Source organism: Deltaproteobacteria bacterium (genome assembly GCA_013151235.1).
Lineage (GTDB): Bacteria > CG2-30-53-67 > CG2-30-53-67 > CG2-30-53-67 > CG2-30-53-67 > JAADIO01.
This window is the reverse complement of record JAADIO010000046.1, coordinates 12,768-27,967: the sequence shown is the minus strand read 5'-3', so window position 1 is coordinate 27,967 and position 15,200 is coordinate 12,768. Positions and strand designations below refer to the sequence as shown.

The 15,200-nt window shown below is 53.1% G+C and carries 14 protein-coding genes; 1 reads left to right on the top strand and 13 read right to left on the bottom strand.

Annotated elements, in window-relative coordinates; translation table 11 throughout:
* The first annotated feature begins 153 nt into the window (after nucleotides 1-153).
* Nucleotides 154-1,461 (top strand): ribosome biogenesis GTPase Der, encoded by a 1,308-nt coding sequence (locus GXP58_08745; GenBank protein NOY53694.1) that lies wholly within the window; start codon nucleotides 154-156, stop codon nucleotides 1,459-1,461.
* 51 nt (nucleotides 1,462-1,512) lie between these two features.
* Here the strand turns inward: GXP58_08745 and GXP58_08740 are convergent, their stop codons facing one another.
* From GXP58_08740 to GXP58_08680, 13 genes are all read right to left on the bottom strand, one after another.
* Nucleotides 1,513-2,589, bottom strand: coding sequence for a 3-dehydroquinate synthase (locus GXP58_08740; GenBank protein ID NOY53693.1), 1,077 nt, complete (start codon nucleotides 2,587-2,589; stop codon nucleotides 1,513-1,515).
* A gap of 2 nt (nucleotides 2,590-2,591) precedes the next feature.
* Nucleotides 2,592-3,758: a chorismate synthase gene (gene aroC, locus GXP58_08735; GenBank protein ID NOY53692.1), complete on the bottom strand. Its 1,167-nt coding sequence runs from the start codon at nucleotides 3,756-3,758 to the stop codon at nucleotides 2,592-2,594.
* A gap of 151 nt (nucleotides 3,759-3,909) precedes the next feature.
* Nucleotides 3,910-5,406: a type IV pilus secretin PilQ gene (pilQ, locus tag GXP58_08730; protein ID NOY53691.1), complete on the bottom strand. Its 1,497-nt coding sequence runs from the start codon at nucleotides 5,404-5,406 to the stop codon at nucleotides 3,910-3,912.
* Nucleotides 5,403-5,915 carry a pilus assembly protein PilP gene (locus GXP58_08725; protein NOY53690.1) on the bottom strand — a complete coding sequence of 171 codons (513 nt, stop codon included), beginning with the start codon at nucleotides 5,913-5,915 and terminating at the stop codon, nucleotides 5,403-5,405. The genes pilQ and GXP58_08725 overlap by 4 nt, the downstream gene beginning before the upstream one ends.
* Before the next feature lie 44 nt (nucleotides 5,916-5,959).
* Nucleotides 5,960-6,574: a type 4a pilus biogenesis protein PilO gene (gene pilO, locus GXP58_08720; GenBank protein NOY53689.1), complete on the bottom strand. Its 615-nt coding sequence runs from the start codon at nucleotides 6,572-6,574 to the stop codon at nucleotides 5,960-5,962.
* A 43-nt stretch (nucleotides 6,575-6,617) separates the two neighbouring features.
* On the bottom strand, nucleotides 6,618-7,166 hold the full coding sequence (locus GXP58_08715; protein NOY53688.1) for a PilN domain-containing protein: 549 nt from the start codon (nucleotides 7,164-7,166) through the stop codon (nucleotides 6,618-6,620).
* A complete protein-coding gene (gene pilM / locus GXP58_08710) occupies nucleotides 7,166-8,230 on the bottom strand; it encodes a type IV pilus assembly protein PilM (GenBank protein NOY53687.1) in 1,065 nt (354 codons plus the stop codon). The genes GXP58_08715 and pilM overlap by 1 nt, the downstream gene beginning before the upstream one ends.
* A gap of 235 nt (nucleotides 8,231-8,465) precedes the next feature.
* Nucleotides 8,466-9,128, bottom strand: coding sequence for a DnaJ domain-containing protein (locus GXP58_08705; GenBank protein NOY53686.1), 663 nt, complete (start codon nucleotides 9,126-9,128; stop codon nucleotides 8,466-8,468).
* A 17-nt stretch (nucleotides 9,129-9,145) separates the two neighbouring features.
* Nucleotides 9,146-10,054, bottom strand: a complete 909-nt coding sequence (locus GXP58_08700; protein NOY53685.1) for a tetratricopeptide repeat protein — start codon at nucleotides 10,052-10,054, stop codon at nucleotides 9,146-9,148.
* A 7-nt stretch (nucleotides 10,055-10,061) separates the two neighbouring features.
* The gene (locus tag GXP58_08695; GenBank protein ID NOY53684.1) at nucleotides 10,062-10,823 is read right to left on the bottom strand and encodes a hypothetical protein; all 762 of its coding nucleotides are present in this window, start codon (nucleotides 10,821-10,823) and stop codon (nucleotides 10,062-10,064) included.
* Complete coding sequence (rfbD, locus tag GXP58_08690; protein ID NOY53683.1) at nucleotides 10,810-11,676, bottom strand: dTDP-4-dehydrorhamnose reductase; 867 nt, start codon at nucleotides 11,674-11,676, stop codon at nucleotides 10,810-10,812. The genes GXP58_08695 and rfbD overlap by 14 nt, the downstream gene beginning before the upstream one ends.
* Entirely contained in the window at nucleotides 11,673-12,692 is a 1,020-nt protein-coding gene (rfbB, locus tag GXP58_08685; protein ID NOY53682.1) for a dTDP-glucose 4,6-dehydratase, read from the bottom strand. Before rfbB ends, rfbD begins: the two co-directional genes overlap by 4 nt.
* Nucleotides 12,693-12,808: 116 nt before the next feature.
* Nucleotides 12,809-15,193, bottom strand: a complete 2,385-nt coding sequence (locus GXP58_08680) for an LPS-assembly protein LptD (protein ID NOY53681.1) — start codon at nucleotides 15,191-15,193, stop codon at nucleotides 12,809-12,811.
* Nucleotides 15,194-15,200 lie beyond the last annotated feature (7 nt).

The following is a 15,200-nucleotide window of genomic DNA, read 5'->3' as shown; positions in this document are numbered from 1 at the left end:
AAGCTCACCATGCTCGGAAGCTTGTCGAACCATGAACGGAATCCGGAAAATGACTTTTTACGACTTCATCAAAAATGTGTACCTTCATAATGCGAAATGGAACGGTTTGTGTTATGGTTCACGAATTCTGAACTTTTCGTGGAGAGAACCAAGATGTCTACTGCCGTCATCGCCATTGTAGGAAGACCGAACGTCGGGAAGTCGACCCTTTTTAACCGGTTGATCGGAAGACGGAAAGCCCTCGTCGACAACATGCCCGGCGTCACCCGGGACCGCAACATGGCCGTCGCTGAGTTTGATGACCGCTCCTTTCTCCTGGTCGACACGGGAGGGTTTGAGCCGGGAACGGCGGAACCGCTCATGCACCAGATGATGATACAGGTACAGATGGCCATTGAAGAGGCGGATTGTATCCTTTTCGTTATGGACGGGAGGGAGGGTCCCACGGCCATCGATCGAGACATCCATGATTTCCTGCGAAAACAACGCAAACCGGTCTATCCGGTCATCAACAAGGTGGAGGGAGAGCGCCTGGAAAATAACGCCCTGCTCTTCTACGAGTTCGGAATGGAACAAATCTACACGATCTCTGCGGAACACGATCTGGGGATCTATGAACTGATGGCGGAGGTGATCCAATCCCTTCCGGAAGAACCCCCTGCCCTCGAAGAAGGAATTTTCAGGATCAGCGTTATCGGAAGGCCCAATACGGGAAAGTCCACGCTGATCAATGCCTTGATCGGGAAAGACCGCCTCATCGCCAGCGATATTCCGGGGACGACACGGGATACTATCGATACGCCCTTCCAGTTCAATGGACACCCCTACCTCCTGGTCGATACGGCGGGGATTCGGAGAAGGTCGAAAGTTACCCATGGGATTGAGCTCTATAGTGTATTCATGGTCATGAAAAGCATCCAGGATTCCGATCTTTGCCTGATCCTCATCGACGCCGTGGAGGGAATCACGGAACAGGAGGCCAAGATCGCAGGCCTGGCACACAATGCCGGTGTCGCATCCATTCTGCTCGTCAACAAGTGGGATCAGGCAAAACATCACACAAACCAGCGGACCTTTGCCGACACAATCCGGCAGCAACTGAAGTTCATGGAATATGCACCGATCCTTTTTGTTTCGGCACTCACCGGCGAAAAGTTGCAGACAATCTTTCCCCTTGTGGAAAAGTTGAAGACCTCCTACTACCGTCGTGTTTCAACTGCGGAAGTGAACAAGACCTTGCAGGATGCCGTGAAACGCCATGAACCTTCTTTGCATAAGCATAGAAGAATCAAGTTTTTTTACGGAACGCAAACGGAGGTCGCCCCCCCCACCTTTGTCCTCTTTGCGAACATGCCCGCATCGGTGCACTTCTCCTATCGTCGTTTCCTGACAAATCATTTCCGGAAATCCCTCGGATTTACGGATGTACCGATCCGGATTTATTTAAAGAAGAGAAAATGACCAAAATGGAGATAAACAGAAGGACGGCCGACCCCTTGGACTCTTTCATCCTCAGCCGTTCAAGACGCTCCGAATCAGATCCGGCGGCACATCATCCCGGATAACAACCTTCCCGATCCGTTCCGGCAGAACAAAACGGACCCTGCCGTCGCTGACTTTTTTGTCATGGGAAAGAATCTCAAGAACTGCGTCTGCATTGATTTCCGGAATCTCGACGGGCAACCCGATCTTCTGCAAAAGGTTCACAATACGCTCCACCACTCTTGCATCGCAGAGCCCCATTCCCCGGGCGATTTTCGCCGCGGCAACCATCCCCATCGAAACCGCCTCACCGTGAATATAACGTGAATATCCGGTCAGGGACTCGATCGCATGGCCCAGGGTATGACCGTAATTGAGAATGGCCCGCAATCCCGCCTCCCGTTCATCTTCTTCCACTACATGGGCTTTGGATTCACAGGAAGAGCGAACGACTTCAAACAGGGCGGAGTCGTCCTGCTCCCGTATTTGCATCACATGGGATTCCAGATAGGAGAAAAAATCGGCATCAAGGATCACGCCATACTTGACCACCTCGGCCATCCCCGCGACCTGTTCCTTCCGGGGCAGCGTCTTCAAAACATCCAGATCGCAGAAGACCGCTTCCGGTTGATAAAAGGCGCCGATCAGGTTCTTTCCCCGGGGATGATCGACGCCGGTCTTTCCGCCGATTGCGGAATCCACCTGCGCCAGCAGGGTGGTGGGAATATTGATAAAATGGATCCCGCGCATGTATGTGGCCGCGGCAAACCCGGCCAGGTCTCCGATGACCCCTCCGCCCAGGGCCACGATGGTGGAAGTCCGGTCCATCCGGAAATCAACGAATTCGTCATAGAGCCGTTCCGCCGTGGCCAGGGTTTTATAAGTTTCTCCATCGGAGATCTCCACCGTCCGGACCTGAAAACCGGCACGTTCCAGGGCGTTCCGAACCTGCTTTCCATAAAGGGGACGAACCACGGAGTTTGTAATCACGGCCACGCGTGAGCCGAGGTTGAAGGCCTCCAGATCGTCACCCACCCGGTCGAGCAGTCCCGAACCGATTCGAATGACATAGCTTCGCGTTCCAAGGTTGACGTCAATCTTTTCCATGATCAATATCTTCCGACCGCTTCCAGGTAATGCCTGAAATTTCGTTGCATTTCGGAGAGAGAGTCTCCACCGAATTTCTCCATCATGGCCCGGGCAATCTCAAAGGAGACCGCCGCTTCGGCAATTACGCCCGCGGCCGGAACGGCACAGACGTCGGAGCGCTCTACCCCGGCCTTGAAAGAACGTTTGTTCTCTATATCGACGGAACGGAGGGGACGCATCAGGGTCGGGATCGGTTTCATGACCGCCCGAAGAACGATCTCCTCACCATTGCTCATTCCGCCTTCAATTCCACCGGCCCGGTTCGTTCGATGATAAAAACCTTTTGCCCTGGAATAATAAATTTCATCGTGTACTTCAGACCCGGGACGACGGGCAGCAGCGAAACCGATGCCGATCTCCACTCCCTTGACGGCCTGGATCGACATCACGGCAGCCGCCAGACGGGCATTCAGTTTTCGTTCATAATGGACGTGACTCCCCAGACCGATGGGAACGTTTGTGACCCGCACCTCAAAGATCCCTCCCAGAGAATCCCCCTCCCGAACGGCCTCATCGATCCTCTTGCGCATCCTTTCCGCCGCAGCGGGATCCGCACACCTCAGATCGGACTTCTCAATACGGTTCAGCAGTTTCTTCTGAAAGACCTTCTCTTCCCGGTCCGCCTCGACACCTCCGATCGATACGACATGACTGAAGACAATCATCCCGAATTCCGACAGAAGTTTCCGCGCCACAGCGCCGACCGCCACCCGGGCGGCGGTCTCCCGCGCAGAGGATCGTTCCAGGATATTGCGCAGATCCCGGTGACCGTACTTGATCCCTCCCGGAAGGTCCGCATGTCCGGGACGGGGACGGGTCACCCTTTTTGAAAGATCATACGGTCCGGGCGTCTCCGACATCACCTCTTTCCAGTTCGTCCAGTCCTTGTTCTCAATAAAGAGCGCAACCGGGCTGCCGAGCGTTTCACCTTTACGGACCCCCCCCCGGATCTCCACCCGGTCCCGCTCAATTTTCATCCGCCCTCCCCGGCCGTATCCCAGCTGACGTCGGGCGAGGTCATGGTCAATCTCTTCGGTCCGGATCGGCAGACCCGCCGGCATCCCTTCCAGAATGGCCGTTAAGCCCTTTCCATGAGACTCACCGGCGGTTATGTAATGCAGAGTCATCCCGAACTCTCCTGTCTTCGTTACCGAGAAAAGTCCCCCGGAAGGGATCGTCGCACAGAATAATCGAAAACCGGAAAGATGTAAATAGAAGTTTCACGATATGAAAGGGTTTATGGCATAAAAAAACGCCCCCTTTGGGGGCGTTTTTTTATCAGCGGATGATCTTCGGAGTTAGGAACACAAGGAGTTCCTTCTTGCTGTTCGTTACTTTGTCCCGCCGGAAGAACTTGCCGAGATAGGGAACATCCATCAACCACGGGACCCCGACACGACTTTTCGTTTTATCAATAATATAAATCCCGCCGATCACCGTCGTCTCCCCGTCGTTCAGGAGGACCGTGGTACTCGCCGTGTTACGGGTAATCGGTGGCGCCCCCGATGAACCGACCGTACCGGCGGAATCCCGATGCGTCTCCACATCGAGAAGAAGGGTATTCTCCGCCGTCACATGCGGCGTCACGATCAACTCAAGGTTCGCTTTGACAAACTGTATCTGCGTCCCATTCTGGGAGACCGTCGAGTAGGGGATATCCTCGCCCTGAACCACATCGGCCTTCTGGTTGTCGATGGTCATGATCCGGGGGGATGAGATCACCTTGGCCTCATTCTTGCTCTGCGCCAGGGAAAGCCTTGCATCTAGGACATAGAGACTGTTGGAGAAAAAACGGCCTACGTTGAAACCGAAACTACCGCCCTCCCCTCCGGCCGGAAGGTTCACATTGAAACCGACCGGAAGAGTCTCTCCACCAGAGATAGCCGCCGTCCCGGTGGAAGGATCCGAAAGACCATAAAAAGCATCACTCCCGGTATTGCCTCCAAAGAGGTTGGTTGTCGTATGGGTACCGGAATGCGCCCTCGCAAACCCCCACTGGATCCCCAATTCCTTACTGAAATCGTTGGTCACCTCGACGATCCTGGCCTCGATCAGGACCTGGGGGATACGCGTGTCCAGTCTCTCTACCAGTGCTTCGATCTTGTCGACATTTTTCGCTATATCATAGACAATGAGGGTATTGGTTCGTTCATCCATATCGATCTTCCCGCGATCGGAGAGAATATTCTTGACAAGATCCGAATCCTTGATCGTCTTGATATCGGAATAGTTGACGGGGATGATCCGCGTGACCAGCGGCTCCACCTTGTCGCTCGCCTTCATGGCCGCCAGCCGCTTATTCGCCTCTTCCGTAATCGTCTCCGATCGGGCGATGCGGATAATCTTTCCCATCCGGACCTTGTCCAGACCATTCGTCATAAGAACGATATCGAGGGCCTGATCCCAGGGGATGTTTTTCAGGTTCACCGTCACCTTGCCGGAGACATCCGACCCGAAAACAATATTGACCCCGCCGATATCGGCAATCAACCGGAGAACATTGACGACATCGGCATCCTGCAGATCAAGCGAGATCTTCTTTCCGGTATATTTTCGGGCCTCCACAGGCCTTGCAAGGTTCTTATAGATGGTCCCGGCGTCGACCGGCTTTGTCATCAGGGAAGGCTGGACACGGGTTGCATCCGCAGGAGCACTCTTCAGATTTTGAATCAGATGATTGATGCTGTCCTCGGCGGAGGACCCCTGTACCGGAAAGAAGAGGGCCAGCATGGCGAATGATAACAAAAGCAATGTTTTGGGACGCAGGGAGTTCATCGATTTCCCTCCTCTTTTTTAAGTTCCAGAATCTCTTTGGAGACAGTAATTTGTCCTAAGATGTCGGCCTTTTTCTCTTGAATAATTACCTTGTCGTCCAGAATCCGTTTGACCGTGCCGTCATGTTTCCCGACACGAAGACCCACACGTAATGTGTACCCCCTGCCATCCGGAGTTTGCACCAGGGCCTTATTCCCCTCCGGGTCCTCCACGATCCCCACCAGATGGAGATCGGAGATCTCAACTCGCTGCAACGGTGTCAGCTCATCCTCTGTGTTGTTTTTCTGTTCCCCTCTCCGCAGAAGCGAAACAAAGGGATCCCGTCGCTCACCCGGAATATAGGTATACTCCTCCGGGGTCTTATCCGCATTCTGGATCGATTTTCCTTCCGCCCCCAATTCAATGTGTTCCATCGGTTTCGGGGACCGGGCAGAAGTCACAGCCGCCGTGAAGAACATCATCGCAAAACACAACCCGACAAATTTCCACTGGTTACGATGTCGATCCATAAAAGATCCTGCCTCCTGCCCGGGGTTAACGAAAAATTATCATGTTATTTTTTACGGTGTCCCCGGGCCGCCGATTGCATCTCTTTCTCACTCATAGCGCTGAAGGTCTTTGCAATACAGCGCGTCACAATCCCCCCTGACGCATGTCCGCTCCGGGAGCCCCTGGAAGACATGGAGAGATCCGTAATATTCACGATACGGGGGAGTTTGCTCACCCGGTCAAAAAAGACACCCACCTCATGATATCCCCCCACGACCTCTATTTCCACCGGGATTTCATAATAGAGATTGGACGGGCTCTTGACCTTGGCCCTTGGTTTCCATAACCGAAAATCGAGTCCGGATTGCTGTCCCAGGATGGAAACCTGCCGTAACAGGTCCGTCACTTCACTGGAGGTCGGGAACTTCTGCTGGACCTCATGAAGTCGCTTCTGCAGTTCCGCATTTCGTGACAGGAGTTCATCCTTCTTCTCCGCCAGACTTTTATTCACGACGATCTGGCGTTCCAATTCCGCAATCTTTTTGTTCAGGCTTTCAATATGCCTATGGTTGTTCCGGTAAGGATAAAGGAAGAAAAGCCCGATCACAGCCACGAAAAGAACCACGATCACAATGACCCGTTGCTGTTTCGGTATGCCTTCAATGGCCTCAAAACTCATAATGTTCCGCCCCTTGATCTATCGAGATACCGATGACAATTTATTATTTCTTCGGAATCGAAATACGCGCGGTTAATGTATAGGCATAGACACGCGTCTTATTCTGCTTTGTTCTTTTCGACTCCTTGAGTTGAACATTCTGGAAATAAGGAGATTTTTTCAGATTGTTGATGAAATCCACAATCGAAATATTGGCAAAAGCCAAACCGGAAAGGGTCAGGTGATTCCCCTTCATGGATAAAGAACGAAACCAGAGTTTATCCGGAACATCCAGACTCAGTTCATCAAGTACATGCACCGGACCGCTCTGCTGGGCTTCCAGGTCCTTGATAATATTGATTTTCTGTTCATAGAGTTTCTTGTCTCTTTTGAACTGCTCAACCTCGGCGACGACTTTTTTCAGATTGTTGAGTTCCTGCTGTTGCCGGTTCTTCTGCAAGGTCAATCTTTCAATATGATTACTCTGCATATTCCACAGCAAAGTCTCACAAATCAGGACCAGGAGAAGGAGCAGGCCGGAGAGGATCAGTTCCTGCTTCACCCCTAAACGTTTCCGTATCTTTCTGGTCGGCAGAAGATTAATCTTGATCATCAGTCATCCACCCTTCGCAGTGCGAGTCCGATCCCGACAGCCGCCGTCGGTGCGATCTCCTGAATGTTGTCAAAATCGAAACTCCCTTCCAGGATCTCGATATTCTGAAAAGGATTCATAATCCCGACCTCCATCCCCAGATGTTTCGAAAGGAAATCCTTCAAGCCTTTCATCCTGGCACAGCCGCCGCTGATCATCACACGGGAAATCCGGGTCTTGTTCCGGGAAGCCGTCGCACGGAAAAAGTCGAAGGAACGAAGAATTTCGGAAGCCACATCGTTTGAGACGGACTCAAGGATCGGTACAACTTCTTGAAACGTGACCCCTTCGACGTCCACCCCTTTTTTTACCTTTTCCGCATCCTCAAAGCTGACGCCGAATTCTTTCTGAATCGCCTCGGTAAATTGATTTCCTCCGATCGAAATATCCCGGGTGAAAGCCGACATCCCGTTCAGGATAACATTAATATTCATCAGGCCCGCTCCGATATCAATCAGAGCTACGGCTTCGTTCTTGTCGATCTCATAATTAATCTCATACATATTTTCCAGGGCAAAAGCATCCACATCCACGACAACCGGCGTCAACCCGGCCTCCTCCACGAGAGAGGTATATTCATTAATCTTGTCTTTCTTGACCGCCACCAGGAGGACTTCCATTTGGTGGGCCCCCTCCTCACCGACAGGCCCGAGGATCTGGTAGTCGATGTTCACATCTTCAATGTCGAAAGGAATGTACTGCTCCGCCTCCCACTGGATCGATTCATCTAATTCCTCCTCCGTCATTTCCGGAAGAGTAATCTTTTTGACAATCACGGAGATCCCCGACACGGAAAGCGCTACGTTCTTCGTCTTGATCCGTTTGGCACTAAAGATTTCCTGAATCGCCGAGATCACCCGTTCGGCATCCATCACCGTGCCGTCCACAATGACATCCGGATCAAGGGGACAGACATCAGACTGGACCAGTTGATAGCCGCCGCCGGACTCCTTGAGCTGAAAGACCTTCACTGCACTGGTCCCCACATCCAGCCCGACTAACTGTTTCGGTTTTGAGAAAAACATCCTATCCTCCATTTTCCCGGAAGATTTGATTCAAAGGTGAGACGTTGTGAACAAGGTGTTGCTTTGGGATGGTCACCATCGACAGCCCTTTTCCCGGAAGAGGTACTATTTGCAACCCCATAGTTTCCAAAGTAACACAGGGCTCAATAGCTGTCAAGAAGAAACGTTGAAAATTCCTTATTTGCCGGTCTGTTACGGTTTATTCTTAACATTTATTTTAATGGACTTTCCCCCTTCACCGCCCCTTTTTCAGCCTGCCCAAGCTCCGTTTGATCCGCTCCAAAACCCCCCTCTCTTTGGACAAGCCCAGTTCTTTTCTCGCTGTTGGATTCTCCGGTTCCCATTGAAGGACCTTTTCAAATTGCTTCTGTGCTCGAATTTTCAACCCCGCCTTCTTGTAAACCAGCCCAAGGTTGATATAGTTCCGGACATCATAGGGCTCTATCTCCACGGCCTTTTCACAATGTTCCCGCGCTTCATGGAGCCTGCGCGGTTTTTCGGAAAGGGTCAGACCAAGGAGCGAATAAAATTCCGCCCGGTCCGGCTCCATCCGGACCGCGGCCTTGAGAAGATCGATGGCGCTGTTGACATCATTAATTTTAATCGCCTTCTGCGCCGCCTTGTAGAGCTCATCCGCTTTATAGCGTTCCTTGGCCGTTTTTTCCCGCCGGGTTCCAACCGTCTGGAATGAACGGTCATATTCCGTTTTCGAACGCCCATTTTTCAGGACCTTATAGGCCTCATTGATTTCGGCAAACTTGACTGCATAATCCCCATCGTCCGCGTCCCGGTGTTTGTCGGGATGATATTTCTTCGCCAGGGCAAAAAAAGCCTTCTTGATCTCTTCCGGACCGGCGCCGGGGTTTACTCCCAAGATCTTATAATAGTCCTTTGCCATGGAAAGCGGTCTCTCCCCTACTTTTGCAGCTTTTTTAATCCTTCCTTTGCAATGACATTTCCGGGATCAACGCTCAGGACTCCTTCAAGAACCTCCCCGGCTTTTTCCTTTTTGTTCATTTTTTCATAGAGAAAGGCAAGATTTAACCGGGGATCCATGTAGGCAGGGTTCAATTCCATGGATTGAAGAAAGGCCTTTTCCCCTTCATTGAAATCACCGGCACCGCAACAGGCAACCCCCAGAAAATTATACACATCCGGGAAATCGGCATGCCCGGAGATCAACTCCCGAAAAGAGGCAATCGCACCGGCATAATCCTGTTCATGAAAATGCCGTTTGCCCTGTTGAAAGAGGGCCTTCACACGATCGGGCTTTTCCCGGAATATTTCCCGGAGCAGATCGACCGCCTTTTGAACGTTGCCGGATTCCGCCATCCGCCGGACCTCGGTAAAGGAGGCTTCATCCGGTTCCATTCCCTGTTCATAGACTCGCTCGTATGCCTGGAAGGCAAGATCAAATTTTTGTTTCCGGATGTGAACCTCGGCCAGAGCGAGACGTGCATTTCGGTAATGCTCATTCATGGAGAGGGCTTTTTGAAAATTTTTCTCCGCACGATCCTCGCTCCCGAGCGCCAGACAACACCGGCCGATCCGATAATAAAGATCGGGAAATTCCACCTGCAGAGCAACCGCTTCTTCAAAATCCCGAAGGGCACCGGCAAAGTCCTCCTTCTCCAGCTTCTCATCTCCCATCGCCATCAAACATTCCGCAAGATAAAACAAAACCTCCCGTACTTCGCGCTCCTCTTTTGCGAACTCCCTCAAGAGCAAACGAAGTTCCTGCGAGGCCGTCTCGAACATTCCGCAATTGAGCTGATCCAGGGCCTTTTTTAGCCGGCTTTGTAACAACCATCCGCTGAAAATCATAGCCCCCTCAATGTTTTTTTCGTTTCTGGGCCAGGAGCCGTTTCGCTCCGCCGCTGATCGCGTTGGGAACGTTTTTGCTCTTGCATAAAAACTGCAAGTCCTTTTCTTTGATATAAGGAAGTTTTTCGAGCGAGATCCCGACGGGGGTCTTCGGATTGAACACCAGGGCACGGAGAATCGTATATTTCTTGCACCATTCCCGGTTCTTCCCGATTTCGCGATGCACATCCTCGCAGACATTGGTCGAGGCGGCAAAGAGTTCCACTTCTCCTTCGGTGATCTTGGGGTTTTTCACCACGGTCAGGGCAATCTCCCGGTTAGGATCCCGCACCAGGATGGTCCGGGCCTCTTTCGGCCCCTTTAGCGCGTAGGCCAGTTTGTCCCCCATGGTCAACTGCTGGATCCGGGCCTGCATACTCTTTTTTCCGTCCGCCCCTTTCACGCCCCTTTGTTTCTTCGCCCGTTCCGTGGAAGGAAGACTCCCCTCTTCATAAAGGGCCAACGACTTCCCGCGAAACGCCACCTCCTGCCGGAGTTCCTCATTCAAATCTTCCATCACTTTTTCAAAAGCACTGTCCGGCAAAGCCGGATTCCGGATCAGGCAACGAACCGTATCCGGGTCCTCCTTCCCGAGGACCAGGATCTCCTTCAGCAGAACCGGATCCACCCCGGGATCGGCGGCCAGCATACGAAGGGCGCCCTGTGAAAGATGCGGCAGATCCAGGGGAAGCAGCCCGATGACAGTCTCATTTTCATTATTTTGATCCATCCCCTCCCCCTCTCTCATCCAGATAGTTTTTCAGCCCATCTTCCCAGGAACGGAGATCTTCCCCCGTAATCCGCCGGTAGCGTTCACAGGAGAGCAGGGAGTTCGCCGGCCGTCGTGCCGGACGATCCAGGCTCTCAGACGGAATCGGTTCGATCGGGACATCCCGGAAACCGGCAAGCGCCAGAATTTTCCGGGCGAAATCGTACCAGGAACAACTTCCGCTGTTGGAAACATGCACAATCCCCCGGACATCCAGCGGGAGAAGCCGCAACAGCGCGCCGGAGAGATCCGGCACATAGGTCGGGGACCCGACCTGGTCCCGCACCACACGCAGGGGACCCCCTTTTTCCGCCTGCGCCAGAATCGCCTCCACAAAATTTCGTCCACCGGCGCCGTACAGCCAGGAGGTCCGGACAATCAGATGATCTTCCAGGTTCCGGGCCACATGTTCCTCACCGGAAAGTTTGGAGAGACCGTACACCGAGAGCGGAGCCGTCGGATCCTCCTCCCGACAGGCGCCCTCCCGCGTCCCGTCGAAGACAAAATCGGTGCTGATCTGGATCATTCGGGCGCCGACTTCGGCACATCCGGCCGCCAGGTTTCCCGGCGCTTCGCCGTTCACCGCCATGGCCCGTTCCCGGTGGGACTCACAACCGTCCACATCGGTATAAGCTGCTGCATTGATCAGCAGATCGGGACGGGCCTTCCCGATCCACTCCAGGACTTCTTCCCGGCGGGTAATGTCGAGATCTTTCCGCCCTGCGACAGGAAGACAAAGATAGCTTCCCTCCAGCCGGTTCCGCAGGTCCCGTCCGAGCATTCCCCCGGCCCCGATCAGAGCGACCCGTCTCATCGGTGCAGTCCACCTTCCGCGATCTTCTCCGACAGTTCCCGGTACCGTCCGCTTTCAATCTCTTTCAACCACGAACGATGCTCCCGATACCATGAAATGGTTTCAGCAATCCCCTCTTCAAAGGAATATCGGGGCTCCCATCCTAATTCCTCCCGGATCTTCGTGCTGTCGATGGCGTAGCGGCGGTCGTGCCCCAAACGATCGGACACATATTCAATCAACTCTTCCGGTTTCCCGAGCAGTTCAAGAATAAGCCGGGTGATTTCAATATTCTTCTTTTCACATCCCCCGCCGATATTATAAATTTCCCCTTCTCTCCCTTTCCGGAAGACCTGATCAATTCCCCGGCAGTGGTCCAGGACATGGATCCAGTCCCGGACATTCAACCCGTCCCCGTAAAGGGGAAGCGGCTTGTCCGCCATGGCATTCATGATGAAGAGCGGGATCAACTTCTCCGGAAACTGGTAGGGGCCGTAGTTATTCGAACAGCGAGTGATGAGGACCGGCATGCCGTAGGTCTCGAAATGCGCCCGGACGAGGAGATCAGCACCGGCCTTGCCGGCGGAATAGGGACTGTTCGGTGACAGCGGAGTATCTTCCCGGAAACTTCCCGTGGGACCGAGAGAACCGTAGACCTCATCGGTGCTGACCTGAAGATAACGGGGAATGGAAAACTTCCGGATCCCGTTCAGCAGGGTCTGGGTCCCGAGGACATTACTCCGGATAAAAATCGTCGGGTCTTCAATACTTCGGTCCACGTGGGATTCGGCCGCAAAATTAATGACACCGTCCACCCCCTCCGAAAAGATTTCGTCGACGATCTTCTCATCGGCGATATCGCCCCGGACAAAGCGGTAACGCGCAGATCCCGCAACATCCTCAAGACTCAGCAGGTTTCCGGCATAGGTCAACCGGTCCAGATTGATCACTTCATCGTCGGGATGGGTCTCAAGACAGTAACGGATAAAATTGCTGCCGATGAACCCGGCCCCGCCGGTCACCACGATTCGGGACATTCATTCTCCTTCCGGTATTTTCAGAGGACCTCCCGGATGACGGGAAAATATATCAAACTTTATCATAATCTTTTTCCCCTTCCGGATCAACTGAAAACCAACTCAACTCTTTGGGATCACAGGACTTTACCAATTCCTGCGATATTTTCATAGAATTTCAGACGGACGGACTTGATCGTAAAATAAAGATACACCTCGTTGACACGGTTGATCTCGTATTTGCCGGTATGATCATTGAAGATCGTATCGTCAAAGCGATCGACGGAAAGAGAGAGCCCCCAGCACTTCTTTTCGTAACTAAGATGAAAGGAAGTGTCGTCGCCGGTCTTCTCCCGTGCATTAAAATACCCCGACAACCCCATGGAAACAGCCTTCGTCGGCGTCCAGTTCATATGCGCCGTCCAGAAAGAAATCCCGTCGTTCTTCAACCCGGACAGCACATCGTTTCCGCCGACCGTCCGAAGTCTCCCCCCTCCCGTGGGGCGGTTCGTATCAATAGGGATCCGCCGCGTGAAGCGGCGCCCCACCTGCAGCGAAAAAAGATCCCGCAGATGAAACTTGAAGTCAAGATTCAGACTCGCAAACTCATGTTCCGGGAAGTCATAGATCGAGTTGATCTCCAGATAGTACAAATCGGAAAGATTGAGATTGAATTCCCCCGTCAGCGTCTGCAAACGATCCGCTCTCCGCCTGCGATTATAGAGGGCATCGAGTTTCAGTGTCGCAATCTCCCGCCGGTCGGCCGGTGGGTCCCCTTCAACTTTTCCATTCTTTCGATCGGGTTCCCGGCTCGTCAGGAGTCGATTGAAAAGAGAAAAATGAATTTCATTCACCGGGTCGATCCGATCGAGTTCATCATAGACGGGGATATCGGCCGCCCCCTTCTCCGGTCGATAGAGATAGGAGATCTTCGGTTCGACGATATGCCGCAGGGTCCCGGTACGTCCCCAGGAAAAATCATGATAAAAGCGGGAATCAAGATCAAACCGGGCATGGAGAACTCCCTCATCAACCGCATGATCCTTGGCCACCCCCCGATTGTAGAGATTCTCCTGATACCCCACGGAGGAGGTCAAAACGGCAAAAGAGGCCAGGTCAAGGGGAAGCGAAAGGGTTGGGTCAAGGTGCAGGCGCCCCCCCTTCAGCCCTTGATACCGAAGAGCCGTTGCATCTTCGAAACCGGAACTTTTCAGGATCTTCAGGTTGGCCTTCTGATCGGAGGTCACCGGCTGGAGGGTCTCAGTATCCGATGAAATCCGATCGCTCAAAACGGTATGATAGCCGTCCTTTCGATAGAAGTTTATAAAACTCGTATCAAGGGAATAAAACCAGTTGGACCGGCCCGCCCGGCGTGCGGGAATGTCATAACGGAGTTCCGGCAGGCTCTGCAGTGAGGTGGTTTTGTGACGGGTCCCCAACTCCTGGTAGTAACGGAAATCGGCCGTAGCGTTCGCCCCGTCCCACCGTCTCACCACCGTCAGGTCCGACTGACCGTTGTTCCGCACCCGCGCCTCGGAGGAAGGGGAAAAATCACTCGGGTAGAAACCATCGCTGAAAACATCCATAAAAATCCCGCCGTACAGACGGTCATCAAGATTATGGTAGTGCGTCCATCCCGTCTCCCAGCGGTCCTCGTTCATCCCGATCCGGCTCCCCTCCCGGTCGGCGTTCCGGTCGTGAATATATCTGCCGAAGAAGGCCCCCCGGATCTTTTGAGAAAGGGCATAGCGATACTCGAGTCCGAACCGGTTGCCGTTGTCGGCAAGATACTCATACGTCAGGGTCGCATCCCGGTTCGTGTCGATGGCCTGAAAATAATCGAGTTTCACCGAGGAACCATTTCGTCCCCCCTCGCCGATGAGGGGAGGCAGAAAACCGCTTTGCCGGGTGGTCTTGAGCGGATAGAGGAAATAGGGAGAATAAAAGAGAGGAACCCCGCCGATCCGGAGTGTCATATGTTTCACCCGGACGTACTCCCCCTTCTCAATCAGCATGTGACGCCCGCCGATCTCCCAGAGGGGATGCGTCTTCCCGCACTCCGAGATGGAACCTTTTGTCACCCGATAAGTCTCCTCACCCACCTTGTCGATCCGGTCCCCCTTGAGGAGATATTCCTTGACCACATTGTCGAGAACAGCCCGGTAGAACTTCGCCTGATGGGTCAGGACATTTCCTTCCACACGTTCACAGAGGACCGTCCCCTCGTCATCCTTGAAAACAACATTTCCCACAGCGGTATACTCCCCGGTCTCATCGGAGTATTCGGCATAATCGCAGGTCATGTTCATGGAACCACTTTGAAAATGCACATTCCCGAGGGCAACGAAAAGTTTCCGTTCCTGGTCGAAATGGAAACTGTCGGCATCGATGGCAACCCGTTCCCCTTCCTTCCGGGATTCGGCCCGGAGGTCTGTTGAAACCAGGCAAACGACGCAGGCAATCCAGAGAAGAAAAATTCTGCGGACAAGACCGTCTTGAAACGGGCGGAAAGATCTCCACATAAGCCGC

Coding starts and splice junctions, on each gene's coding strand:
- pilO (NOY53689.1), bottom strand. CDS start 6,574: ATGAGTTTTGAGGCCATTGAAGGCATACCGAAACAGCAACGGGTCATT.
- GXP58_08700 (NOY53685.1), bottom strand. CDS start 10,054: ATGATTTTCAGCGGATGGTTGTTACAAAGCCGGCTAAAAAAGGCCCTG.
- GXP58_08680 (NOY53681.1), bottom strand. CDS start 15,193: ATGTGGAGATCTTTCCGCCCGTTTCAAGACGGTCTTGTCCGCAGAATT.
- GXP58_08695 (NOY53684.1), bottom strand. CDS start 10,823: ATGGATCAAAATAATGAAAATGAGACTGTCATCGGGCTGCTTCCCCTG.
- GXP58_08715 (NOY53688.1), bottom strand. CDS start 7,166: ATGATCAAGATTAATCTTCTGCCGACCAGAAAGATACGGAAACGTTTA.
- pilM (NOY53687.1), bottom strand. CDS start 8,230: ATGTTTTTCTCAAAACCGAAACAGTTAGTCGGGCTGGATGTGGGGACC.
- GXP58_08745 (NOY53694.1), top strand. CDS start 154: ATGTCTACTGCCGTCATCGCCATTGTAGGAAGACCGAACGTCGGGAAG.
- GXP58_08705 (NOY53686.1), bottom strand. CDS start 9,128: ATGGCAAAGGACTATTATAAGATCTTGGGAGTAAACCCCGGCGCCGGT.
- GXP58_08740 (NOY53693.1), bottom strand. CDS start 2,589: ATGGAAAAGATTGACGTCAACCTTGGAACGCGAAGCTATGTCATTCGA.
- rfbB (NOY53682.1), bottom strand. CDS start 12,692: ATGTCCCGAATCGTGGTGACCGGCGGGGCCGGGTTCATCGGCAGCAAT.
- rfbD (NOY53683.1), bottom strand. CDS start 11,676: ATGAGACGGGTCGCTCTGATCGGGGCCGGGGGAATGCTCGGACGGGAC.
- aroC (NOY53692.1), bottom strand. CDS start 3,758: ATGACTCTGCATTACATAACCGCCGGTGAGTCTCATGGAAAGGGCTTA.
- pilQ (NOY53691.1), bottom strand. CDS start 5,406: ATGAACTCCCTGCGTCCCAAAACATTGCTTTTGTTATCATTCGCCATG.
- GXP58_08725 (NOY53690.1), bottom strand. CDS start 5,915: ATGGATCGACATCGTAACCAGTGGAAATTTGTCGGGTTGTGTTTTGCG.